Origin of the sequence: Xenorhabdus lircayensis, assembly GCF_016306625.1 — a bacterium.
Classification (GTDB): domain Bacteria; phylum Pseudomonadota; class Gammaproteobacteria; order Enterobacterales; family Enterobacteriaceae; genus Xenorhabdus; species Xenorhabdus lircayensis.
Genome location: NZ_JACOII010000006.1, coordinates 60533 through 84447, shown reverse-complemented (window position 1 = coordinate 84447; position 23915 = coordinate 60533). Strand labels below are relative to the sequence as shown.

Annotated in this window: 20 protein-coding genes; 11 read left to right on the top strand and 9 right to left on the bottom strand. The window is 41.0% G+C overall.

What is annotated here, in order from left to right; translation table 11 throughout:
- The first annotated feature begins 8 nt into the window (after nucleotides 1–8).
- The 5 genes from H8A87_RS00785 to H8A87_RS00765 all read left to right on the top strand — a co-directional run bounded on the left by H8A87_RS00785 (nucleotide 9) and on the right by H8A87_RS00765 (nucleotide 7483).
- Nucleotides 9–1400: a basic amino acid/polyamine antiporter gene (locus H8A87_RS00785; protein ID WP_198688133.1), complete on the top strand. Its 1392-nt coding sequence runs from the start codon at nucleotides 9–11 to the stop codon at nucleotides 1398–1400.
- A gap of 1031 nt (nucleotides 1401–2431) precedes the next feature.
- Nucleotides 2432–2962, top strand: a complete 531-nt coding sequence (locus H8A87_RS00780) for a fimbrial protein (protein ID WP_198688132.1) — start codon at nucleotides 2432–2434, stop codon at nucleotides 2960–2962.
- Between the two features lie 136 nt (nucleotides 2963–3098).
- On the top strand, nucleotides 3099–3785 hold the full coding sequence (locus tag H8A87_RS00775) for a fimbrial biogenesis chaperone (RefSeq protein ID WP_198688131.1): 687 nt from the start codon (nucleotides 3099–3101) through the stop codon (nucleotides 3783–3785).
- A gap of 192 nt (nucleotides 3786–3977) precedes the next feature.
- Nucleotides 3978–6437 (top strand): fimbria/pilus outer membrane usher protein, encoded by a 2460-nt coding sequence (locus H8A87_RS00770; protein WP_232369987.1) that lies wholly within the window; start codon nucleotides 3978–3980, stop codon nucleotides 6435–6437.
- A 47-nt stretch (nucleotides 6438–6484) separates the two neighbouring features.
- The gene (locus H8A87_RS00765; RefSeq protein WP_198688129.1) at nucleotides 6485–7483 is read left to right on the top strand and encodes a fimbrial protein; all 999 of its coding nucleotides are present in this window, start codon (nucleotides 6485–6487) and stop codon (nucleotides 7481–7483) included.
- 186 nt (nucleotides 7484–7669) lie between these two features.
- On the opposite strand, the gene hrpA is transcribed toward H8A87_RS00765, so the two are convergent.
- Nucleotides 7670–11605 carry an ATP-dependent RNA helicase HrpA gene (gene hrpA, locus H8A87_RS00760; protein ID WP_198688128.1) on the bottom strand — a complete coding sequence of 1312 codons (3936 nt, stop codon included), beginning with the start codon at nucleotides 11603–11605 and terminating at the stop codon, nucleotides 7670–7672.
- Nucleotides 11606–11918: 313 nt separating this feature from the next.
- On the opposite strand from hrpA, the gene H8A87_RS00755 reads away from it, so the two are divergent.
- The gene (locus H8A87_RS00755) at nucleotides 11919–12557 is read left to right on the top strand and encodes an FMN-dependent NADH-azoreductase (protein ID WP_198688127.1); all 639 of its coding nucleotides are present in this window, start codon (nucleotides 11919–11921) and stop codon (nucleotides 12555–12557) included.
- 29 nt (nucleotides 12558–12586) lie between these two features.
- On the opposite strand, the gene H8A87_RS00750 is transcribed toward H8A87_RS00755, so the two are convergent.
- The 3 genes from H8A87_RS00750 to H8A87_RS00740 are packed head-to-tail and all read right to left on the bottom strand — an operon-like array spanning nucleotide 12587 to nucleotide 15763.
- Nucleotides 12587–12907 carry a YdbL family protein gene (locus tag H8A87_RS00750; RefSeq protein WP_198688126.1) on the bottom strand — a complete coding sequence of 107 codons (321 nt, stop codon included), beginning with the start codon at nucleotides 12905–12907 and terminating at the stop codon, nucleotides 12587–12589.
- 10 nt (nucleotides 12908–12917) lie between these two features.
- Nucleotides 12918–13094, bottom strand: a complete 177-nt coding sequence (locus H8A87_RS00745; RefSeq protein ID WP_232369997.1) for a YnbE family lipoprotein — start codon at nucleotides 13092–13094, stop codon at nucleotides 12918–12920.
- A 44-nt stretch (nucleotides 13095–13138) separates the two neighbouring features.
- Nucleotides 13139–15763, bottom strand: coding sequence for a YdbH family protein (locus tag H8A87_RS00740; RefSeq protein WP_198688124.1), 2625 nt, complete (start codon nucleotides 15761–15763; stop codon nucleotides 13139–13141).
- Between the two features lie 245 nt (nucleotides 15764–16008).
- Between H8A87_RS00740 and H8A87_RS00735 the strand changes: the two genes are divergently transcribed.
- Both H8A87_RS00735 and H8A87_RS00730 read left to right on the top strand, forming a co-directional pair.
- Nucleotides 16009–17004, top strand: a complete 996-nt coding sequence (locus H8A87_RS00735; RefSeq protein WP_198688123.1) for a 2-hydroxyacid dehydrogenase — start codon at nucleotides 16009–16011, stop codon at nucleotides 17002–17004.
- A 24-nt stretch (nucleotides 17005–17028) separates the two neighbouring features.
- Nucleotides 17029–17463 carry an META domain-containing protein gene (locus tag H8A87_RS00730; RefSeq protein ID WP_198688122.1) on the top strand — a complete coding sequence of 145 codons (435 nt, stop codon included), beginning with the start codon at nucleotides 17029–17031 and terminating at the stop codon, nucleotides 17461–17463.
- A gap of 942 nt (nucleotides 17464–18405) precedes the next feature.
- Here the strand turns inward: H8A87_RS00730 and ghoS are convergent.
- Nucleotides 18406–18717 (bottom strand): type V toxin-antitoxin system endoribonuclease antitoxin GhoS, encoded by a 312-nt coding sequence (ghoS, locus tag H8A87_RS00725; protein WP_198688121.1) that lies wholly within the window; start codon nucleotides 18715–18717, stop codon nucleotides 18406–18408.
- Nucleotides 18718–19201: 484 nt separating this feature from the next.
- Here ghoS and H8A87_RS00720 point away from each other — a divergent pair, with 484 nt between their 5' ends.
- Entirely contained in the window at nucleotides 19202–19540 is a 339-nt protein-coding gene (locus H8A87_RS00720) for a hypothetical protein (protein ID WP_198688120.1), read from the top strand.
- A 94-nt stretch (nucleotides 19541–19634) separates the two neighbouring features.
- On the opposite strand, the gene H8A87_RS00715 is transcribed toward H8A87_RS00720, so the two are convergent.
- From H8A87_RS00715 to H8A87_RS00700, 4 genes are all read right to left on the bottom strand, one after another.
- Nucleotides 19635–20069, bottom strand: a complete 435-nt coding sequence (locus tag H8A87_RS00715; protein ID WP_198688180.1) for a YcgN family cysteine cluster protein — start codon at nucleotides 20067–20069, stop codon at nucleotides 19635–19637.
- Between the two features lie 18 nt (nucleotides 20070–20087).
- The gene (locus tag H8A87_RS00710) at nucleotides 20088–20744 is read right to left on the bottom strand and encodes a fumarylacetoacetate hydrolase family protein (RefSeq protein ID WP_198688119.1); all 657 of its coding nucleotides are present in this window, start codon (nucleotides 20742–20744) and stop codon (nucleotides 20088–20090) included.
- 70 nt (nucleotides 20745–20814) lie between these two features.
- A complete protein-coding gene (locus tag H8A87_RS00705; RefSeq protein ID WP_198688118.1) occupies nucleotides 20815–21900 on the bottom strand; it encodes a lytic murein transglycosylase in 1086 nt (361 codons plus the stop codon).
- A 53-nt stretch (nucleotides 21901–21953) separates the two neighbouring features.
- Complete coding sequence (locus tag H8A87_RS00700) at nucleotides 21954–22235, bottom strand: YcgL domain-containing protein (RefSeq protein WP_198688179.1); 282 nt, start codon at nucleotides 22233–22235, stop codon at nucleotides 21954–21956.
- A gap of 160 nt (nucleotides 22236–22395) precedes the next feature.
- Here H8A87_RS00700 and minC point away from each other — a divergent pair, with 160 nt between their 5' ends.
- Both minC and minD read left to right on the top strand, forming a co-directional pair.
- A complete protein-coding gene (gene minC / locus H8A87_RS00695; protein ID WP_198688117.1) occupies nucleotides 22396–23079 on the top strand; it encodes a septum site-determining protein MinC in 684 nt (227 codons plus the stop codon).
- A gap of 23 nt (nucleotides 23080–23102) precedes the next feature.
- Entirely contained in the window at nucleotides 23103–23915 is an 813-nt protein-coding gene (gene minD, locus H8A87_RS00690; RefSeq protein ID WP_198688116.1) for a septum site-determining protein MinD, read from the top strand.

Genomic DNA, 23915 nt, shown 5'->3' with positions numbered 1-23915 from the left:
ATGTATCTTTGGAAAAGAAATTAGGCCTCACGTCTCTGACAGCACTGGTACTCAGTTCCATGGTTGGAGCCGGGGTATTCAGCTTGCCACAAAACATGGGGCAGGTAGGTAGCCCTGCTGCATTAATGATTGGTTGGGGAATAACAGGCATAGGTATTATCTTTTTAGCCACTTCCTTGCTTTTGCTTTCACGCCTTCGTCCTGATTTGGACAGCGGTATTTTTACTTATGCCAGAGAAGGTTTTGGTGAATTAGTTGGGTTCTGCTCTGCGTGGGGATATTGGTTCTGTGCCATTATTGCCAATGTGTCTTATTTGGTCATCGTCTTTGCAGCATTAAGTTTTTTCACTGATACTGAACACTCAGTGATTTTCGGTGATGGAAATACGTGGCAATCGTTGATAGGTGAATCCATTTTACTTTGGTTTGTTCATTGGCTGGTACTCCGGGGTGTACAGACTGCTGCGGGAGTTAACCAACTGGCTACGATGGCAAAACTATTACCATTGGGCATGTTTATTGTCTTGGCTATTATCGCTTTCAAAATGGATGTTTTCTCTTTTGATTTCACTGGTGTTGAAATGGGAGTTCCTGTCTGGCAGCAAGTTAAAGATACGATGCTAATTACTTTGTGGGTTTTCATTGGTGTTGAAGGTGCTGTTGTTGTTTCAGCCCGGGCCAGAAAACGTAAAGATATTGGTATCGCAACCGTGCTGGCTGTCATTTCTGCATTAGGCATTTATGTACTTGTCACCCTGCTCTCATTGGGGTTAGTTACAAGACCTGAATTAGCAGCCATGCGAAACCCTTCTATGGCAAACTTAATGGTAGAGTTAATCGGCTCTACTGGCGAAATTGTGATTATTGCCGGTTTAATCATTTCTGTTTGCGGCGCTTATCTGAGTTGGACAATCATGGCAGCAGAAGTGCCGTTTATTGCTTCTTTACACGGCTCCTTCCCTAAAGTATTCAATAAACAAAATAGTAAGAAATCGCCTGAGTCATCACTTTGGATCACGAACTGTGCAGTCCAGCTATCTTTGATTTTAATCTGGTTAAGTGGCAGTAATTACAATACATTACTTTCTATTGCTTCGGAGATGATCCTTGTCCCCTACTTTCTCGTGGGCGCATTTTTAGTGAAAGTTGCGTTTCAACGCAGCAGCCGTGCTTTATTATTTATTGCTGTAGGTGCTTGTATTTATGGATTATGGCTAATTTATGCATCTGGTTTAATGAACTTACTACTTTCAGTTGTGCTATACGCACCTGGATTACTGGTTTTCCTGTATGCACGCAGACAAAATAAGGAAAGAGCTTCACTAAGTCTAATGGAAAAATCGGCTATTGTGGTTCTGTTTCTGATAACAATTCCTTCTACGTGGCTGTTAATGTACTAACACATGGCTCATGTCATCAGATTGTTTCGATATAAAAAATAGCTTTAGTACAAATCATTCCAATTCTAAGTAGACTTTTTAAGAGGGGAATTTTTTTCCCCTCTTATTTTTTGTTCAAGATCTGCTGTAAAATCATCTAAAATAGGTTGGAGTATTTTACTGACCTTTCCATTAAAAGTGGATTTTTACACTGCTATTTGTACGACATATCATACGTACTCCTTAATCTTTCGAAATAAATCACGATTTTGGAATTTCCATGTTGAGTTTTTTGTGTTGGCATATTGTTGGATTCTGATTTTTTCTTTGTGGTTTCATGTGATTTTGTTTTGAATTTATAAAGTATGTTGTAACTAAATAAGGAGAGGCAGGTCATAATGCAACCAATATATAAATATAAATTATGTTACTGTTGTATTCTATTTTCAAAATGGATTAAATTTATTAGTGCTATATAACTTATAGTCCAGATATTATTATATAATAAGTTAACTTAAAACAGATGTAATGTTTTTAAATTTGATTTATTGGCGGATATAAAATCTGACATAAACTGAATATTTAAAATAAAAATCAAAAGAGAAAATATTGATCACAAATATATAATATTTAGTTAAAAATTTAGCAAAAAAAACAATTCACAAACTTGCATGTGTTTTACATCACATCTATTTTTACAGAATATCATCAATTAATAATTAATATTATAGAACAGAATAAAAGTTCATTGACGATCAAAAAACGTTCTATGTTATGAATAACAATGCTATCAATGTTGACTTAACAGATAAAAAACTCCGAATAACCAGATTAGTCGAGTTATTATTTTAAACTTAGCCAATTACTCGCTACTATATTCTTTACCTTATCGGTTGGTAAGAAAACACGAACTGTTGTTTCTTTGTTTCTTTGTTATTTTTCAGATCTAAATCTAGACAATTCACTTGCTGTATTAATGTACAGCTTTGACATTAACTCAATAATCTATCTCTCTGTCGTCTAAGTTCGTCAGAGGTAGGATGTATTAAAAAATGAAAACCAAACTAATTATTTCATCCTTATTTGTATCATCTGTATTTATGTCCGCTGCGTACGCGGCTGATGGGAAAATCAAATTTACGGGGAAAATTACTGCCACTACTTGTAAAATCGATTCAAATTCAGCTAATCAAACCGTAAATATGGGAACTATTAGCTCAAGTTCATTCAATGGAGTTAATACGGTTTCTGCTCCTACTCGTTTTAGTATTAAATTGTCCGAGTGCCCAACAAGTATCGGACGTGCACAAGTCAAATTTGATGGTCAAACGGATACAACCAATAGACACCTTTTAGCATTAAGCAAGGGTGGGAAAGAAAGTGCTGCCAGCGGTGTTGCGATCGCCCTTTATGAAGATGACGGTAACACATTAATTAATATGATTGAAAACTCACGAACTCGGGACCTGATAGCCCAAAAAAGTAATACGCTGAATTTCATTGCCAAATACATTGCAACAGCTGAAGCTGTGACTCCAGGTGCGGGTGATGCAGTAGCTAATTTCACTATCATCTATAACTAACGGAATTTATGGCAGGGAGGCCCAAATAATATATTGCTGATATAAATTATCAGGAATGACAAATGACAATAGCCCACTGAATATATTTATTCATTGATTTATAAACATAAGAATAATATTGCTTGGAGTAACCACTTTGAAATATTTTCGCATTTTTATTTTTATTCTTATTTACATTTTTAGCACCAATACCTCTTTTGCCGGTGTCGTGATTGGCGGCACTCGTGTTGTTTATATCAGTGACCAAAAAGAAACGTCGATTTCCATTAACAATCCAGAGACTGATATTTCTTATCTCATTCAATCATGGGTTCAAGGTGAAAATGATGAAGCTAAAGCTTCTTTTATTATCACTCCCCCACTCTTTAAATTAACAGCTGGGAATGAGAATATTTTACGGATTGTTAAGACCGGAAATAATTTACCAAATGACAGAGAATCATTGTTCTGGCTCAATATCAAATCTATTCCTGCTACAGCCAAATCAGAACAAAATCAATTGCAAATCACAGTAAAATCTCGGTTTAAGTTATTCTATCGTCCCGCAAATTTAGTGGATAACGCCAGCATTGCTTATAAGGCCTTGAAGTTCAAAATCGATGGACACAAGCTGATCGCGGAAAATCCAACTCCTTGCTATATCTCTTTTTCTGAGTTAGCTACTGGCAATGGCGTAAAAAATTATGAAATTAAATCCGCAGGTATGATTCCGCCTTTTGATCAAGCGAGCTGGGATGTTCCTATTAAAAACATCAACCAAGTCACTTGGAAAACTATTAATGATTTTGGCGGCATAACGTCAGAAGAAAAGCGCGCGTTCTAATCAAAAATTTATACACTCTATATATGCCCAATAGATTCCAAGATACAACTTGTAAAATGGAGGGTATATCAAAATTAGAAAATTATCATGGATAACTACCGTCATTATCTTCAACAAAAAATTTCTGATAATTGGGCGTTATTTATCAGGCTAAGCTTGCGCTGCCTATATAGTAAGGTGTTTCTCTGCGCGTTGTTAACTACATGTCTTTGGGTTTATAACAATAAAGCTTATGCTGAAGAATATTTCAACATCAATGCGTTGGAGAACCATTCAGGCTTTCCAGAAGATATTGATCTATCAGTCTTTACTCAAGATGATCAACAGCCTCCTGGCCGTTATTGGGTAGACACCTATCTTAATCGGGAGAAGATGGATACCGGAAATATCGATTTTATTATCATAAACAATAAGCTATCGCCCAAACTTAAAATACAGAAACTCCGGGAAATGGGAGTGAATATTGAATCATTTCCCACATTGCGCGATTTACCGCAAGAAATGGAAATTGCTGATCTTGGTCAGTATATCCCATCTGCATCGTCTTCTTTTGATTTCAAACACCAGCGACTGGATATCAGTGTTCCCCAGGCTGCGTTTAATAATCAGGCCAGAGACTATGTACCACCTCATTTATGGGATCAGGGGTTAACTTCTCTGTGGGTCAATTATAGCTACAGTGGTTCCATGAGTTGGCAAGATAATCAACCTAGCTCAACAAAAAATCATTTTCTCAATCTCAGAACGGGCGCCAACTGGGAAGCATGGCGTTTGCGGAATTATTCCACTTATAGCAGTCAAGATGGAAAATGGCAAAATCTCAATACCTACCTTCAGCGAGATATTCATGCGCTTAAAAGCCAATTAACATTAGGTGACAGTTATACTCCCTCACCTATTTTTGATAGCTTTCAGTTTCGTGGCATACAATTGGCTTCCGATGACAATATGTTACCCGATAGCCTAAAAGGATTTGCACCGACAATTAGAGGAATTGCACAAAGCAATGCTCAAGTAACCATCAAACAAAATGGTTACATTATCTATGAATCTTACGTTTCCCCTGGGCCTTTTGTTATCAACGATCTCTATCCAACGACTTCTACCGGAGATCTCGAGGTCATCGTCAAGGAAGCCGATGGGAAAGAATATCGAACAGTACAAACTTTTTCCACTGCGCCTATCATGCTACGGGAAAATGGCCTGCGACACTCCCTGACTTTAGGAAAATACCAATCTACTCACCGTGGCAAAGAACCCTATTTTATGCAGGGAACGGTGATTTATGGCATTTCCAACCATATCACTGCGTATGGCGGAACTACGATCGCAAAAGATTATCAGTCCATCGCGTTGGGTACAGGCTATAGCCTCTCTGATTGGGGCTCCCTTTCCTTTGATGCAACTTATGCAAAAACCAATTTAATGTCCAATGCCAGCTATTATGGTCAATCCTATCGTTTCCAATATGCTAAAGATCTTTCCCAAACCGGCACTAACCTCACTCTAGCGGGTTATCGTTACTCGACCCAAAATTTTTACGATTTTAAAGAAGCGAATGAGATAGATCCTGCGAACGATGGGAGCACCCACAATAGCACCAATAAACGCAGTAAATTGCAGCTACATATTAACCAGCCTCTTGGCGATTGGGGATCCATCTATTTATCGGCCTTTCAACAGGATTATTGGCATCAAAAAGGTTACGAAAGGAATGTCAGTGCTGGTTATAACACGAGTTACAATTCAATCAATTATAGCCTGAATTATTCTCACAGCGCTTTCCCTGGCTCAAATCATAATGAGCAGATTGTCTCGTTCAGCGTTCAAATTCCCTTTGATCGTTGGCTGAAGAATAGCTGGGTCAGCTATAACATGACTAACAGTAAACATAGTGATGCATCTCACCAGCTCAGTTTAAATGGTACTGCTTTTGAAGATAACAATCTGATTTATAACATTCAGCAGAATTATACTAGCCATAACAAAGGCATTGGTGGAAATATCGGTGCGGAATACAAAGGAGCATATAGCCAAGTCAACGCAGGTTACAATTACGATAAAAATTCCAGGCAACTGACTTATGGTTTAAATGGTGGTATCGTCGCCCATCCTTATGGCGTTACCCTTTCCCAATCTTTGGGAGATACTTTGGTTTTAGTACGTGCCAATGGTGCTCAGGGTGTTAAGGTGCAGAACCATTCAGGTATAGAGACTAACTGGAAAGGCCATGCCATCATACCTTATGTCAGTAGTTATCGAAAAAACCGCATTGCTCTGGATACAAATTCGATGGGTAACAACGTTGATATTGATATTAACACGCAAACCATCATCCCAACCCGAGGTTCATTGACCTTAGCCAATTTCCAGACTCGCATTGGCCACCGAGTTTTACTGACATTTTCCCACAAAGATAAAGAAATCCCCTTTGGCGCAATTGCGACATTGGAGCAAAAAAATGAGATAGATGAATCCAATAGCACGATTGTCGGTAATGATGGTCAGGCTTATCTCAGCGGTGTTCCTCAGTCAGGCCGGATATGGGTGAAATGGGGTCATAAAGATGTTCAAGAATGTCATGTTAATTATCAACTTCCAGAGAAAACACCAGAATCTGGTCTGTACATGCTGAGTGCATCCTGTGAGTAACAATATAGGGTATTTATTTGATATTTTACATATTATGGAAGTTATTTATGGCTAGCAGCTTAAAACTATTAATGGCGAGTTTATTTATTGCCGGTATGATGAGCAGTTTTGCCAGTCAGGCAAACAGTCAGTGTCAATATTATATGACTGGCAAAATGACACCTGTCTCTTTTGGCACTATCGTCATTCCCAGAGATTATCCCATCGGAACAACCATCAGGGAAATTCGTCTAGATCAAGTGGATGAGCAAAGCTATATCGCTTTTTGTGATCGGCCAACTCAGGCTTCGTGGGATAAGCCTGATTTTGTAAAAGCGCACTACAATTATGACGCAATTTATGAATCCGGAGTACCTGGCGTGGGAATACGTATCAATACATGGGGACCGGATTATGGCATTAACTGGTTGCCCAGAACAGTGGCACATCCTTACTACTGTAATCCACCAAAATACTCTCATCAAAACGGTCTGCTCTATTGTGGAAAAACATGGGGTTATTTAACCGTGCAATTAATCAAAATTGCGCCTACTACAGGTTCAGGAGACACGCATAGACAGGTATTAACAAAAGCCAGATTAGGTCATGATGCTCCTGTTAATACTTTCTATTTAGAAAATACTCACATCGTTACTCAAGGGTGTTCTCTTAAACAAAACACGACTTTTGTTAATATGGGGGATATTAAAACAAGTGAATTTAGGGGTATTAACAGTACTGCTGGAGCCAAAGGTTTCGATCTGAAATTAGATTGTGATGCAAATCTTCATGTCCAAGTCTTGTTGGATGGACGCCCTGCCAAAAGCTACTCCAACAATATTTGGGCGTTGGATTACAGTAGTGACAATGTCACAGCAAAAGGTGTCGGTTTGCAGATCCTACATCGAAACCGCCTCGTATCAATGCGCACCCCGGTTGTATCTGGTTCCACCCAGTCAGGGGGATATATTACAATTCCATTGAGCGCCCATTATATCCAGACTGATGCGCGAATTATCCCTGGCAAGGCAGATGCAACAGCGACAATTACGTTAACTTATCAATAAAAACAGCCTTCCTCCATAACAACTATATTGCTATGGAGGACTATCTAATTAATTGGTTGGTTGGTTTAAACTGCAAGGTTAAAATTACAAAGTATGTTGTAACTATAAAAATATCAACCGCATTTTCTAATCCAAAAACAAGTTTATGGACTATAATAAAGCTACTACAGCCCATAAACAGCAAGATCACGATGCTATATTTTCCATTACCTGAAAAATACGCTTATCTGATATTGGATACGCAGTACCCAATTGCTGGGCAAACAGGCTAACCCGAAGTTCTTCGATCATCCAACGAACTTCTTTCACTTCCGACAACTGCTTCTGCTGAAGGGACAGTTTTGCTTGCCATTGTTGCCACTGGCGCTGAATATGCTCAATTCGGCTCATATGTACCCTATCTTTGTTAGAATCAACCGCCAATCTTTCCAACCGACGCTCAATACCATTCAAATAGCGCAGAACATCTGCCAGACGTTTCCAACCATGAGAAGTAACGAATCCATTAAAGACCAGACCGGAGATTTGTTCTTTAATATCCGATAACGCAAGTGCTAGAACAATATCTACCCGCCCTTTCAGACGTTTGTTGATGTTAAAGACCGCTGTCAAGATCTGTTCCACCTGTTTGGCAATATCAACCACCGCATCATTCAAATCGGCACGCACTTTATCCTGCAAACTTGAAAACGCCTGTTCATTCCATACTGGCCCGCCATTTTCTGCAATCAACCTATCCACGCCGCAGGAGATGCAATCATCAATTAAATCCAACACTTTTCCATATGGGTTGAAGTACAGACCCAGTTTGGATTTGTTCGGTAATTTCTCATGCAAATATTTAATCGGTGATGGAATATTCAGCAATAAGAGACGACGCGTCCCTTCCCACATTGCATTTTGCTGCTCAGATTCAGTTTCGAACAGTTTAATACCGATACTGTCCTTCTCATCCACCAGCGCCGGGAATGCTTTAACGGAATAGCCGCCACGTTTTTGCTCGTAACGTTCAGGCAATTCACCAAAACTCCAAATATGCAGCCCGTTTTGTTCAATGCCGTCGTCTGCAACTGCCGAAAGCGTTTCCTGAATTTTTCCTTTCAATTTCAGTTTCAGCGCTGACAATTCTTTGCCTTCCGCTAATGGATTATTTTTCTCTCCAGCCCCTTTCTCACCGACTCTTTTCTCACCAATAATGCGGAATGTGATCTTCAAATGATCAGGCACTTGTTCCAACTGCCAGTCATCACGTGACACCGTCACACCAGTCATACGGCGTAGTTCTTTCTCAAGACTATCCAGTAAAGTAGCCTGTGGTTGTGTGACCCGTTCCAGAAATGCCTGCGCATAGTTAGGTGCCGGTACAAAATTACGGCGTATTGGTTTTGGCAATGATTTAATCAACGCAACAACCAATTCATAACGAATGCCCGGAATTTGCCAGTCAAACCCCTCGTCTTTAACCTGATTTAATACCGGCAACGGAATATGTACAGTAACACCATCGGCATCGGTTCCCGGCTCAAATTGATAGCTCAAGCGGAATTTCAAATTATCCTGATGCCAATAATTCGGATAATCCAACGCACTGACTTTGTTTGCATCTCCCTTGATCAGCATACTTTTTTCAAAGTTGAGCAATTCGGGCTGATCATTACTTGCGGTTTTCCACCAGCGATCAAAATGGCGGGATGAAACAACGTCTTTGCCAATTCGCTGATCATAGAAACTGAACAAGGTTTCATCATCCACCAGAATATCCCGTCGACGAGATTTATGTTCCAGTTCCTCAACTTCTTCACGCAATTTGAGGTTAGCGCGGAAGAATGAGTGACGAGTCTGCCAATCTCCTTCAACTAGTGCATGACGGATAAACAATTCGCGGCATAACATTGGATCTAGCTGACTGTAATTCACCAAACGCCCTGCCACAATCGGCAAACCATACAAGGTGACTTTTTCCGTTGCCATTACCGCTCCCTGAGATTTTTGCCAGTGCGGTTCACTATAATGATGCTTAATTAAATGCGCAGCCAGCGGTTCTACCCATTCAGGTTCAATACGCGCAGCAATGCGTCCCCACAACCGGCTGGTTTCCACTAATTCAGCAACCATCCCCCATTTAGGCGGCTTTTTAAATAATCCGGAACCAGGGAAAACAGAAAAACGGGCATTGCGCGCACCTGTATACTCTTGTTTATCCGTGTCTTTCTGCCCAATATGGGATAACAGGCCTGTCAGCAAAGCAATGTGAATACTGCGATAATCCGCTTCCTGACTGTTGATCGGTATACCAATTTCTTTTACAACCTGCCGAAGCTGAGTATAAACATCCTGCCATTCTCTAACACGAAGATAGTTCAGATAATCTTGACGGCAAAGTTTGCGGAATTGAGAACTGGAGAGCGCTTTTTGCTGTTCCACCAGAAAATCCCACAATTTAAGGAAAGCGATGAAATCTGAATCCTTGTCCACAAAGCGACGGTGTTTTTCATCAGAAGCCTGTTGCTTTTCCAGTGGCCTTTCTCTTGGATCTTGAATCGACAATGCCGCAGTAATCACCATCACTTCACGGACACAACCATGTGCTCTGGCTTCCAGCACCATGCGAGCCAAGCGTGGATCGATAGGTAACTGTGCCAATTGTCGTCCCATTGGTGTCAGTCGGTAACTCTCTTCTGACAGGGAATCTGGATCAATAGCTCCCAGCTCTTCCAACAGGCGAACACCATCTTGAATATTGCGTTTGTCCGGTGCTTCGACAAATGGGAATGCGCTGACATCGCCCAAGCCAATAGACGTCATCTGCAAAATAACAGAAGCTAAATTGGTACGCAGAATTTCAGGATCAGTAAATTCTGGACGCGATACATAATCATCTTCCGAATAGAGGTGAATACAAATCCCGTCTGAAACACGACCACAGCGACCTTTTCGCTGATTAGCAGATGCCTGAGAAATAGGTTCTATCGGCAAACGCTGCACTTTAGTTCGATAACTATATCGGCTAATACGCGCAAAACCAGTATCGATCACATATTTGATACCGGGTACAGTCAGCGATGTTTCCGCTACGTTGGTTGCTAAAATAATACGGCGACCGACATGAGACTGGAATATCCGATTCTGTTCGCTGTTAGACAGCCGTGCAAAGAGCGGCAGAATTTCGGTATGTGGGAAGTTTTGCTTACTAAGGGCATCCGCCGTATCACGGATTTCTCGCTCACCACTCATGAAAACCAGTATGTCGCCGGAGCTTTCACGCCCCAATTCATCCACTGCGTCTATGATGGCTTCAAGCTGATCCCGATCACTGTCATTATCATCACCAGCCACGGGCCGATAACGCACTTCCACCGGATAAGTACGTCCAGACACTTCAATAATCGGCGCATTGTTGAAATGACGGGAAAAGCGTTCAGGATCGATGGTTGCGGAGGTAATGATAACTTTTAGATCAGGACGTTTTGGCAGTAACTGACGCAGATAGCCGAGAATAAAATCGATATTCAGACTGCGTTCATGAGCTTCATCGATAATCAACGTATCATATTGCAGTAGCAAACGATCTTGCTGCAGTTCTGCCAACAAAATGCCATCAGTCATTAATTTTATTAATGTATTTTCACTGACCTGATCATTAAAACGAACTTTATAACCGACCGCCGAACCAAGTGGGGTTTCCAACTCTTCTGCAATGCGATTGGCAACTGTACGTGCCGCCAAACGACGGGGTTGGGTATGACCGATCAACCCCTTGATGCCCCTACCCAATTCAAGGCATATTTTGGGGATCTGGGTCGTTTTACCCGAACCGGTTTCCCCTGCAATGATAACAACCTGATTATCCCGAATCGCTTTGTAGATATCACCTTTCTTCTGACTAACAGGTAGATTTTCAGGATAGTTAATAGAAGGACATGCGGCCTGACGATTAATGATTTTCTGTTTTGCAGTCGCAATATCCACAGAAATGGATTGTGCTACGGCCTGCAAGGAAGCTTGATTCTTAATTTTTGCCGCCCCATGCAGGCGTTTTCTCAAACGGAACTGATCGCGCAACGGTGTGTGATCAAGTTCAGCAAATAATTCAGCAAATGGTGCTGTCAAAGGTGATTCCACTGTGATAAATCCTTGTGACGTTCTTAACTGGGTAGCGCTGTTTTTGCAGGCTCAGAGGATAGTTTCTTATGACTTAAATATTAGAAGTGTAACATATCTTGTGCAATTCCATGTACTGCATATATATCTTTCAATTAGCCAATTTGTGGCAAATTATTTATATTTTACATGGTGACTATCAATCATTCAGTGAATTTGAATACTTATCTCAAAATATTGAGTTATTGCCTGAACAATTTCTTGTATAAAGTATCCTGCATCTCGAATTGATTAATCGTGTTATAGTTTTTATGATTAACTAAGGAAATAAAGAATGAGTAAAGTACTGGTTCTGAAATCCAGCATTCTGGCGCAATATTCTCAAAGTAATAAAATGGCCGACTATTTTGTCGAAAAATGGCTAACTAACCACTCAGAAAGCAACATTACCACACGCGATTTAGCTGAAAATCCAGTTCCAGTGCTGGATGGAGAATTGGTCAGTGCCTTGCGTCCAAGCGGTGCGGAATTGACAGAACGCCAACAATCAACATTAGTTCTGTCAGATGAACTGATTACAGAATTAAAAACACATGATGTTATTGTAATCACCGCGCCAATGTATAACTTCACTATCCCTACTCAACTAAAGACTTATTTTGATCTGATTGCCCGTGCCGGTGTGACTTTCCGTTACACCGAAAATGGCCCCGAAGGTTTGCTAAAAGGCAAACGAGCCATTATTTTGGCTAGCCGTGGTGGCATCCATAAGAATAGCCCAACAGATTTGATGACACCGTACTTGCGTGTTTTCCTCGGATTCATCGGTATTACCGACGTGGAGTTTGTGTTTGCTGAAGGTTTGGCAATGGGTGCAGAATCCGCCAACCAGACACATCAAGATGCGCGTGATGTGATAAATGATGTCATAGAAAAAATGGGACAACCGCAACTCGAAGCGGACGTCGCTTGATCAAGATTAAAGTGCGCCAAATGGCGCGCTTATTTTTTCACCCAATTACCATTGATGCCAAGAACATACTCCCCTGATCCCGCACGATTCACCAATTTTTCACCCGCGATTTTCGCCACTTGATCCGTCGTCATATTGTTTTGAGCCGCAATCTCAGCATATTTCTTTTCCCGCTCATCGTTAATTTTTCTGACCACAGATTGAGCACCTTGAGTGTTTTTTACGGAGGCCAGATAGCCACTGAATGTTTCTCCCACTAATCCTTGTTGTTTCGCTTCATTCAACGTCATGCCAACAGAAAAAGAACTGAATAACAGACTCAACAGAAACATCACTCCTGCTTTTTTCATATTCTAGCCCTTAGAATAAGTTAGAATTGTTTTTGAGCATATCTTCAATTTGTCGATCGACTTTAATATGAATTTCATGCTCAATTTTCACATTCATGTTGATATTTATGGGCTTATCCGGCGTTGCCATTTCCAGTCTGATACAACCCGTCAATGCCATATTGAGTAACATCATGCTGACCAACATCGCGCCTATCCTGGCTGTTGGCAACCTGAATCCAATTCTTGTTATCATTTATCACTCCCGTTCATTACAGATATATTTTTCTGTAACCATTCTTCCAGATTACTGCCAAAACGCAGACTACGCCATAATTGAAAAATGTTCTCTTCATGACGATAATTAAGCCTAACCTCACGTTTTTTATCTACCATAGGATTAACGCCACTGATCTCTGAATTTAATGTCAAGATCCCCAAGTTATCGAGAGTCACATATGCCTTTGAACGACTGATTTCTAAATAACGCAGCCAATCCATTGCAATACCTGCCGATAAATCATTTTTCCCTATGGAGTCAACCGTGTCTTTATCCAGCCTCAATGTCAGATAGCCTTCGTTGGATACCCATCCCCGCTGAATAATCCAAAGTTTATCATTTAATAACACAGGTAATTCACCGCTGATTTTTCCCGACATCGCCATTTGTTTAACTTTTAACACGCCAAACAATTTACTCAAATTCAGCTTGTTAAAGCGCAGTACAGCAGCTTCTTTCTGTGGAAACTGTAATTTATTCATTTCCAATTTGCCATCCAGCATATCAACCTTCACATTGGCCAGCGTCAATGGCTGTTTGTCAGTCGGTGGATAAAAACCCAGCAGATCGGCTGTCACATTTTGCATATCAAACAGCCCCTTGATTGCTTTGATACGCAACTGGACAGGCGATGTCAGCCCCAATTGCCAAGTATGTTCCTGCAAACGCCATGGTAAAACAAAATCCAAACCGTCAACTTCCCCATTTTTCAGCCAAATACCTGCATCTTTCACTACCCAGTGGCCACCAGCGCGCAATCCCTGCCCCTTCGCTGCCGAAAAAGCGGCTTGAGCATAAATATTACCACCACGCACCGTAATCCCCAGATCTGGAGGGATCAAAGATTGGAATGCTAATAAAGACTGCCGTGGCCAACGGGCCTCCCCCCTTAATCGCTCACCATCCCAACGCCCATAAAATGGAATGGGGCCAATTCCTTTGGGATACAATTTCCCATTCAGCATAAAACTATCCGGTGACCGTCCAGCGAGTGTAGCCTTAAAATCAAAGGGAGGCAGAAAACCGCCAGAACGAAATTCTGTTCTCTGAGCGGATAATTGAAATTCCCCCATTAATTTTGGACGACCTGCGCCACGTTCCCAAACTAATGGGTTGGTCAGCTTTAAACGCGGTGTTTCCATCTTTACAAGGCCATATTGAATGAGATCAAACCCCGTATTTAATCTATCCACCGTTATTTGTGATTGGTTCCAGTTTCCTGTGCCTGCAATATCCCATTTAGCTTGTAGCGGTGGTAAGTGTCCATTACCCCAATAACGCCACGTCCAATTCCCCTGATCGGGCATAAAATCTTTTGCGTATCCGTCCAGATGTAATTTAAATTTTCCCCAATAACTATCTTGTGCTTTCACAATGGCTTGAAGGCGACCAGTAAAACCATCACGTGTCAGGTAAGTACCCGCCAAAGGTAAACGAGCCTCTTTAACGGTAAAAGTTTCGCTGACCTTCCCCCACGCCCGCAACAAAGCCCCTGAACGAAAGGTAATTTTAGGTTCAACCAATGGCCCCGTGATAACAGCAGGCAATGACATGGTCATGATCATCTGGTCACTATTCATTTGTCCGGTTAACTGAAACGGAATATAAGCATTGGTCATATTGATTGATGTCGATTGTACTGACAGAATAATATTGCCTTTACCCTGCTCATTTTGAGTTACTAGATTTACCCGTCCACTGACAGACATACCGGTCAGGCCTTTTTTCCACTGTTCAAGCCTGATGTTTACACCGCCAGATAATGGTTGGGAGTTAGCCAACCATTGCCATTTACCACCCGTGATCTGGAATTGGGATGCATTGAATGACCAAGGCAGTTCCGCCAGTATTTGTTGTTTCTTTTCTTCAATAACGGTGAGTTGTCCACTCTGCCCCCGCCATTTCAATGCTAACTGCAACGGATCTGGATATTGGCTTAGAGATAAATATGCTGTGATTTTGCCTTGTTCTGGCAGTGTTTCAACATCCAAGGGTAATGCGATATTCCCGTTCAGGTTCATTTCCTGTTCAGGGAATTTCACAAAAAATTGGCGAATAATGAGGTTTTTTCTATCTGTAATATATGCATTTAGCTTTAACTGCTCACCTTGATAAGAGAATCTTTGTCCCTGAGTTGATGAACTAAATTGAAGTCTGCCAGCAAATTCCTGCCACGGCATAAGAGCCACGTGATCAACGGTAAGGCTAACCGAGGGAATAGAGGATAATATCTCTGGAACAGATAATGGTGCTGACTGTTTTTCCGTAGCGGGCAGTTGCGCTAAGCACTGACTTTGGCTGTCAATATTAGCAGCATGAATATTCCAGTAACGCTCTTCGATATTTCCCCGACGTGAATACTCCACAGATAACTCAGATACTCTGATCCACTCACACCCTTTTGCCTTCAATGACAAGCTATCCAGCCATAATCCATTCGTTTTCCATCTCGGTTGGCTCAAAGAAAGAGTGACTCCCTGTGGTAACCAATGGCTGGCAATCAATGGTAGCCAACGTGAAAGTGTATACCAACTCGCCAATACCAATAACACCAGCAACACCACCATCACTGCGAACACTTTTAATATCTTAGTCATCAATCCTTATCTCTTTTTCAATCTAAGAGCAACTTCCTGTTATGATAGTCCCATATCAGGCTCTAAGCCGATTTATTATACAAGCTATGACTATGAATAGCTTATCAGGCGATTTATTCGAGTATAGCGAGAGATAACGCTTAGAACCTTCAGTAGATGTCATTATTGCAGGCAGTCTTACAGCAAAGTGAACTCAATGGATGGCTCGGATGATTCTACAGTGACTGTATGGTGGAGATGTTGTTATGAAATTGGTTGTTTACAGTACAAAACAGTATGACCGTAAACATTTTGAAATGCTCAACCAAAAACTTGGCCTTGACTATCATATCGAGTTTTTTGATTTTTCCCTGAGTCCACAAACTGCTAAAAACGCCATTGGCGCAGATGCTGTCTGTATTTTTGTCAATGATGATGGCGGACGTGAAGTCCTACAAGAACTGGCCGAGATGAACATCAAAATCTTGGCATTACGTTGTGCCGGATTCAACAATGTTGATCTGGATGCAGCCAAAGAGTTAGGCATTCAAATTGTTCGAGTACCTGCTTATTCACCTGAATCAGTTGCTGAACACACTGTTGGATTAATGCTGTGTCTGAATCGGCGCATTCACCGCGCCTACCAGCGTACCCGTGACGCCAATTTCTCCCTTGAAGGCCTGACCGGTTTCAATATGTATAAACGTACTGCGGGTATTATCGGTACAGGGAAAATAGGGCTTGCTACTCTGCGAATTTTGAACGGTTTCGGCATGCGTTTATTGGCGCATGATCCTTATCCAAACCCTGAAGCCTTGGATATGGGCGTGGAATATGTGGATTTAGATACTTTATACGCTGAATCTGATGTAATTTCCCTCCACTGTCCCATGACATCAGAAAACCATCATTTATTAGATGAAACAGCATTCAACAAAATGAAAGATGGGGTGATGATCGTCAATACCAGCCGAGGTGCTCTAATTGATTCCATTGCTGCCATTAATGCACTGAAACAACAAAAAATTGGCGCATTGGGCATGGATGTTTATGAAAACGAGCGTGACTTATTCTTTGAAGATAAATCAAACGATGTTATTCAAGATGATATTTTCCGTCGTTTGTCTTCCTGCCATAATGTGCTGTTCACTGGTCATCAGGCCTTTTTGACAGAAGAAGCGCTAACTAGTATCAGTGAAACGACGTTACAAAATATCCAGCAATTAACTTCCGGAGAGGCTTGTCCGAATATTATTGGATAATCTCAACGAACATCAGGAGATAAAATGAAAAAAGCGATTCCGTTAGTGGTCGCCACCCTGCTACTCACAGCATGTCAATCTTCGGGAGTGGGCGCCACAGGGAATGTCACAAGCAGGGATCTACAAAACCATCATTTTGCCTTGGTCAGTGTCAATAGTGAGGATGTTTCGAATAAAGAAGACAGCAAGCTTTCCATTACATTTAATGAAAAACTGTTTATTTCAGGCGCTATGTGCAACAATTTTATGGGAGCAGGCACATTAAAGAACAACGTTCTGACAGTAAAAAATTTGGCCCGCTCCCAGATGTACTGTATCAATGAAAGACTCAATCAATGGGACCAAGTGCTCAATAACGTGCTGACTAAAGGAGCAAAAGTCAGTTTAAAAGGCAAGAAACTTACATTGGTTAATGGCAAAAACACGTTGGTTTATACTGTGCGAGATCTTGCCCAATAACCTAATGGTTATGCCCACCCCCAGATGGTTTTGATTACCCAGTTTAGCATACTGGGTAATCTTTTGAACTGAATTTCAATCCATTGCCCTGATTCTTCTTGTATTTTTATGACAACATAACACCAATCGTCAGCGTTACGACAATCCAAACCCCTACAAACGTTATATAGCTCATCCACCTGTTGTTCATGTTTACTCTCCCTCATTATCAAACAAACTTCCATAGCTGCACGGTAGTGGCTTCGACTGTTTGACACTAGAATCGTACCAACAGTACTTAATATATATTTGGTAAGCAGCATAAATACCATACTAATATTTATTATGGTTGGTATGGAATTGGCTGGGTTGTTGTAGGAATCAGACAATAACCCCGTATCTACATATGTAGATTAAGCCTGCACCATGCGGAAATTAGGAATATCAAGGGGTTAAAGGGGATGATTGTCCTCTTTTTATACTAACCTCTATCAGCCATAGAGAGATATTTTATTAATGCCCAGACTGCCATTTCATGCCATCCTAACCTCGCGTACATACAACTCACTGAATCTATAAACAACTAACTCAAACACGTTCTCCAGTTTTGATGAACCTTTTTACTGATGCTCACAGGCGGAGAAGTATCCCCCGCCTTCATATTGCCAACGGTACTTTCCTTGGCTGAATTACAATCACTATCGTCCCTATAGCTATAATGGGAGTATTTCACCTGTAGAATACAAAAAACAGTGGGAAGAGATTATGAACCACTACATTTTTTCTTAAGGCATGCCAATAGTGGAGTGCAGCCATGAATCAGTAAGAGCCATATTAATTTCCTTAAAAACTAACTTGGCTCTTACTGTAGTTTATGTACATATCGATGTACATAATTCTCATGATGCTAGATGAATATTACTGACTGTTGTTGATTATCGTTGATCGTAATTTAGCCAAAAATCACTCACCATAGCCGGATTCAGTGTGTTGTTTTTCAGGATAAAGTGATGCACTCCAGTTACCGTAAGTACAAACAAATATTGCAGGGTCTTTGTTTGAGAAAGGCGTAGCCATAGATTTGATTTTTTCCGCTAATTGAATAGATTCCAGCGAAGAACTACCAATATAAGTCCCACTAGGGAGGCGATGCCATTTCCCGTTAGGGAAACGAATAGATTGACTAAATTGATTCGCTGTCATCCTTTTATGCAATTTTTCATAGCCGTCAGAACCGGTGCCATAAAGCTCCACACGAATCAAATAACTTGCCATTTCTCTTTCCTTGTATTGACTATGGGACAAACAAGTTATCAGTTTTTCTTGACTGTTTAAAGTCAGAAAAACGAGAGAAAAATCCGATATTAATGGCAATTCCAAAACTCGTATTGTATGCACATGTCAATTTCTTCGTATTTGGCATCAGCTCCTGACTTAAGACACCCTGAGCATAAATACAATGATAAAAATAATTTTGAAAGTAATTACCTATAAATCAACCGATTGGATATAGTTTAGAGTTTTTATCTTGTTATCTAGAGGACATTGATGGATGACACCTTGGTCTACGTCAATAAGTATATGAATGATTTTTCTAATAGGAGGATGATCCTATGTTTAATTCAAGAAAAGAAAAAGAACTCAGGATACAAGTTCTAAAAAAGCAACACGAGCGTTATTGTAAAAGTCGTTTTAGTTGTACCCTAAATTTCCTGATCCAATCAATGCTTACACTTATATATGGCCCTACCTACGACTTATGGGATTTACAGATGTTTCTGAGCCAAGGCTGACGATTGGAAACTATTCTAGAGCCTTCATTCCCACACCTACTGAGCCAGAAATAAAAACAGGGAAAAATACCAGAGACAAAAAAGTGATTTATCAAACCAGAAATGAGATATCAGCTCCATCACTTGATACCTACATGAAAGAAATAAGAAAAATCAGAATAAGCGATTACAAGGGTAACATAACATTTATACTCACCGACTATCCACATATCACTACGATCGATCAATATATTAATAATATATTGCCAGTAATAGAACACATTCCGGAAACTGATCCAAACTGGATTTTAAAGTTGCCGAGGTAATTAATATTATATCTAATATAGGTAGGATAACAGAAATGAGGGTATACCCAAAACCATATGATATAAAATCCCTTTTATATCAATGAGTAAAATATTATGGTTTATTAAGTATATGGTCTTCCCAATCCACCACATCCGCTTCGCGTACGGCAATATGCCTAACAGAAATACGCTCCGCATGCATGGCTGATTTTGAACCACTGACCAATGGATGCCAAGGCAGAAGTGTTTTTCCTTCGCCAATCAAACGATAAGCACACGTCTTCGGCAGCCATTCAAAGGTAACCATATTTTCACGGGTTAATTTGATACAGTCAGGCTCATATCTGAAACGATCTTCGTAATTCTTGCACTGGCAGGTTTTAATATTCAGTTGATTGCAGGCAACATTGGTGAAATAAATTTCATCAGTATCTTCATCCATCAACTTATGCAGGCAGCACTGGCCGCAGCCATCACATAATGCTTCCCACTCTTGGTCTGTCATTTGTTCCAGGGTTTTCACCTGCCAGAAAGGTTGAGACATAATTTCTGTCATTCCTCATGATTAAATCACTCTGGTTGTCAAGACGTGCTCATTGAGAGAGACGTTTAGCATATCACCAGATTGCAGTGGCCCTACACCTTCTGGCGTTCCCGTCAAGATGATATCGCCCGGACGCAGGGTAAAAAAGCGCGACATATAGCTAATCAACGGGATGATAGGTGTTCGCATGTCACTCGTATTGCCGTTTTGGCGCAATTCGCCATTTACTGTCAAAGAAAGCTGGGTATTTTGTGGATCACCAAAGGCATTGACAGGAATAAAACCCGATATCGGGCACGACCTGTCAAATGCCTTACTCTTTTCCCACGGTTGCCCTGATTGTTTAAATTCACGCTGCAAATCACGTAATGTCAAATCCAGTGCAACCGCAAAACCTGCAATTGCCTGACCGACTCGCTCCTCATTGGCATTCTTAAGTGCCGAACCAATCAAGACGGCTAACTCAATTTCATGGTGCACAGAACCCAATTCCTGCGGGATGAAAACCGGCTGGCAGAGATCGCAAAGCGCCGTTTCAGGTTTGATGAATATTACCGGCTCTTCAGTAGATTGGGATCCCATCTCTTTCATATGCCTGTCGTAATTACTACCGACACAAACGACTTTATTAGCAGGGAAATCCAGCAATACGCCCTGCCAATCCCGATGCTGGTACATAATATTCTCCCTTATCTTGTTTTCAATCCACTTATTTCAAGATCTGACTGATGGCTTCAAGAGCCGATTTTCAGTGAGTGAGGAAATGAGTTCGTTGCGTAATACCGTCCGCCATCATACCAACACTGAGGGCAAAATAGTAAGAACGATTCCAGTGCATGATAGTACGGAAATTTTGCGTTACCCAAAATGCCCGTTGTACTGGATCATCAGGGATCACTATCCAACCTTTGGTATTTGCAGGCAGATTAGCAAAATGCGGGGATGAAACCCCTAATGCCTGCCATTGAGCAATAGTTTTCCCCTGTTCGGATTTAATACCTTCCAATGCTATGTCAAAGCCAACAGGTAATGAAATAGCATATCCCCACGGTAACCCTTGTTGACACCCTTCCTTGCTCAGATAATTGGCCGTCGAGGCAAAGACATCTTCCTTATTGTGCCAAATATCAATTTTTCCATCACCATCGCCATCAGCACCATATGTTAAATAAGAGGTTGGCATGAATTGGCTTTGCCCCATTGCCCCCGCCCAAGATCCACTCAGGGTCTGATCTTCATCAATATATTGATTCTCGATTATTTCTAGCGCTGCCAATAATTGTTTAACGAAAAACACTTCCCGGCGACCTTCAAACGCCAGCGTGGATAACGCCGAAATGACATCTTCTTTTCCCTGAATTTTGCCAAAACCACTTTCCAATCCCCACAAGGCAACAATATAGGCTTTAGGTACACCGTATTGACGACTGATTCTTTCTAGCTGGGGGAGATTATCTTCATATTGCCTGACACCTTGCTCAATCCTCCAAACGGGCAAGACCCGGCTCAGATAATCTTCCAATGTAACTTTTTTTTCTGGCTGGTTACGATCAGCCTTAATGACACGCGAAATAAAATGGATATTGGCAAATGCCCGAACCAAAGTCGTTTCACTGATACCCTGCTCCCGGGCTTGCTGTTTCAGCAAAGCCACATAAGCAGGAAATTGTGACGGTTCACGGGAGTTCAATGGGAAATGGTGTTCTAGTGATTTGACTTCTGCTTGCGACCGTGTAGTCAACACTGATTGATTGTACAACTGTTTGCCACTTGATGTACTACACCCTGCCAGCAGAGTTGCTGTCAATAAAGTCACCCCAGTGATTAATTTCATAAATCAGCTCCTCGATTCAGGATCAGGCGGTTGCCAGGTTGCCAGCGACTTTTTTACTGCTTGGTTGGCTTGTTTGATGCCAGATGCTCATTGATCAAACTTTCCACTGGTGGTGGTACTTGCAGGTAGAATCCTTGTTCACTCAAAGCTGCTTTTACTTTTTCAATATCAGCATTGGCCAATTTTTTTCTTTCAGATAATGAGATCATCATTGAATATTGGGGTTCACCAAATGTTTTTAATAACTCTTCAGGAACGCGCGAAAAATCACCTCTTTTTTCAACATAAAGATATGTCTGATCACGTTTTAGACTTCTATAGATTACACAAATCATTGTCATGAACTCTTTTAAATTAACTCTGCGACTTGCTTGAATAATTCACTAACTATAACATGCTTATTATATTTAAGAATATCGTCTCCCAAATGCTGTTCTAGAAAAATATTTTAGTAAACTTCTCTGGGAAACTTAACCTTGCTGAGTCAAAATATCAATGTCACAGTCGCCAATTGAGCTAAAAGGCAGTAATTTTACGCTTTCGGTCGTTCATTTGTATGATGATCAGCCGGAAGTCATTCATAGAGCTATGCAGGAAAAAATGGAACAAGCCCCTGAATTCCTGAAAAATGCTCCCGTTGTTATCAATATATCTGCTCTCCCAGTTGATGCAGATCTCCTCGCACTCTACCGAGCCGTTGAGTCAGTTGGGTTGCGTATTGTTGGAATCAGCGGCTGTCAAGATGAAGAACAACGAAAAATTGTTCTAAAATTAGAACTTCCTTTATTGAAAGAAGGTAAAAGTCAGAAATTTCTTACTCAAGAAAATAAACCGATTGAACCTATTTTCAAAAAAACTCGTATAATTAATACACCTGTCCGTTCAGGACAAAGAATTTATGCACCAAATAGTGATCTCATTGTGATTAATAATGTGAGCGCCGGTGCAGAATTAATCGCTGATGGAAATATTCATATATATGGTGTGCTACGTGGACGCGTATTGGCAGGCGCATCTGGTGATCAAGAAAGCCAGATTTTCTGCACCCATTTAAATGCTGAGCTCACCTCTATTGCTGGTCAATATTGGCTCAGCGAAAAAATCCCAGAGAATTTTGTTGGCAAAGCAGCAAAATTACGTCTGGTGAACAATGAATTAACTATTGAAACCTTAGTCTAGCCCTTATAACAAGGAATCGCTTCATGGCACGCATTATTGTTGTTACATCTGGTAAAGGTGGCGTTGGCAAAACCACTTCAAGCGCGGCCATTGCTACCGGTCTCGCCCAAAGAGGGAAAAAAACCGTAGTTATCGATTTTGATATCGGTTTACGGAACCTCGATCTGATCATGGGCTGTGAACGCCGAGTGGTCTTTGACTTCGTGAATGTCATTCAAGGTGATGCCGGCTTAAATCAAGCACTTATCAAAGATAAGCGCACAGAGAATCTATACATTCTGCCCGCCTCTCAAACCCGAGATAAAGAAGCCCTCACCCGCGATGGCGTCGAGAAAATTCTAAATGAATTGGATCAACAAGGATTTGATTTCATTATCTGTGATTCACCCGCAGGTATTGAAAGCGGTGCATTGATGGCACTCTACTTTGCCGATGAAGCAATTATTACGACAAACCCGGAAGTTTCATCTGTTCGTGATTCTGACCGTATTTTAGGTATCTTGGCGTCTAAATCACGCCGCGCAGAGCAAGGAAATGAAGCTATCAAAGAACACCTTCTGTTGACACGTTATAATCCAGGACGTGTGAACCGCGGCGATATGCTTAGTATGGAAGATGTACTGGAAATTCTGTGTATTCCTTTGCTTGGTGTCATTCCAGAAGATCAATCCGTTCTCCGTTCGTCCAACCAAGGAGAACCGGTCATTTTGGATAAAGATTCTGATGCGGGTAAAGCATACGAAGATACTATTTTACGTTTACTCGGTGAAGAACGGCCTTTCCGTTTCATCGAGGAAGAAAAAAAGGGCTTTTTAAAACGCCTGTTTGGGGGGTAA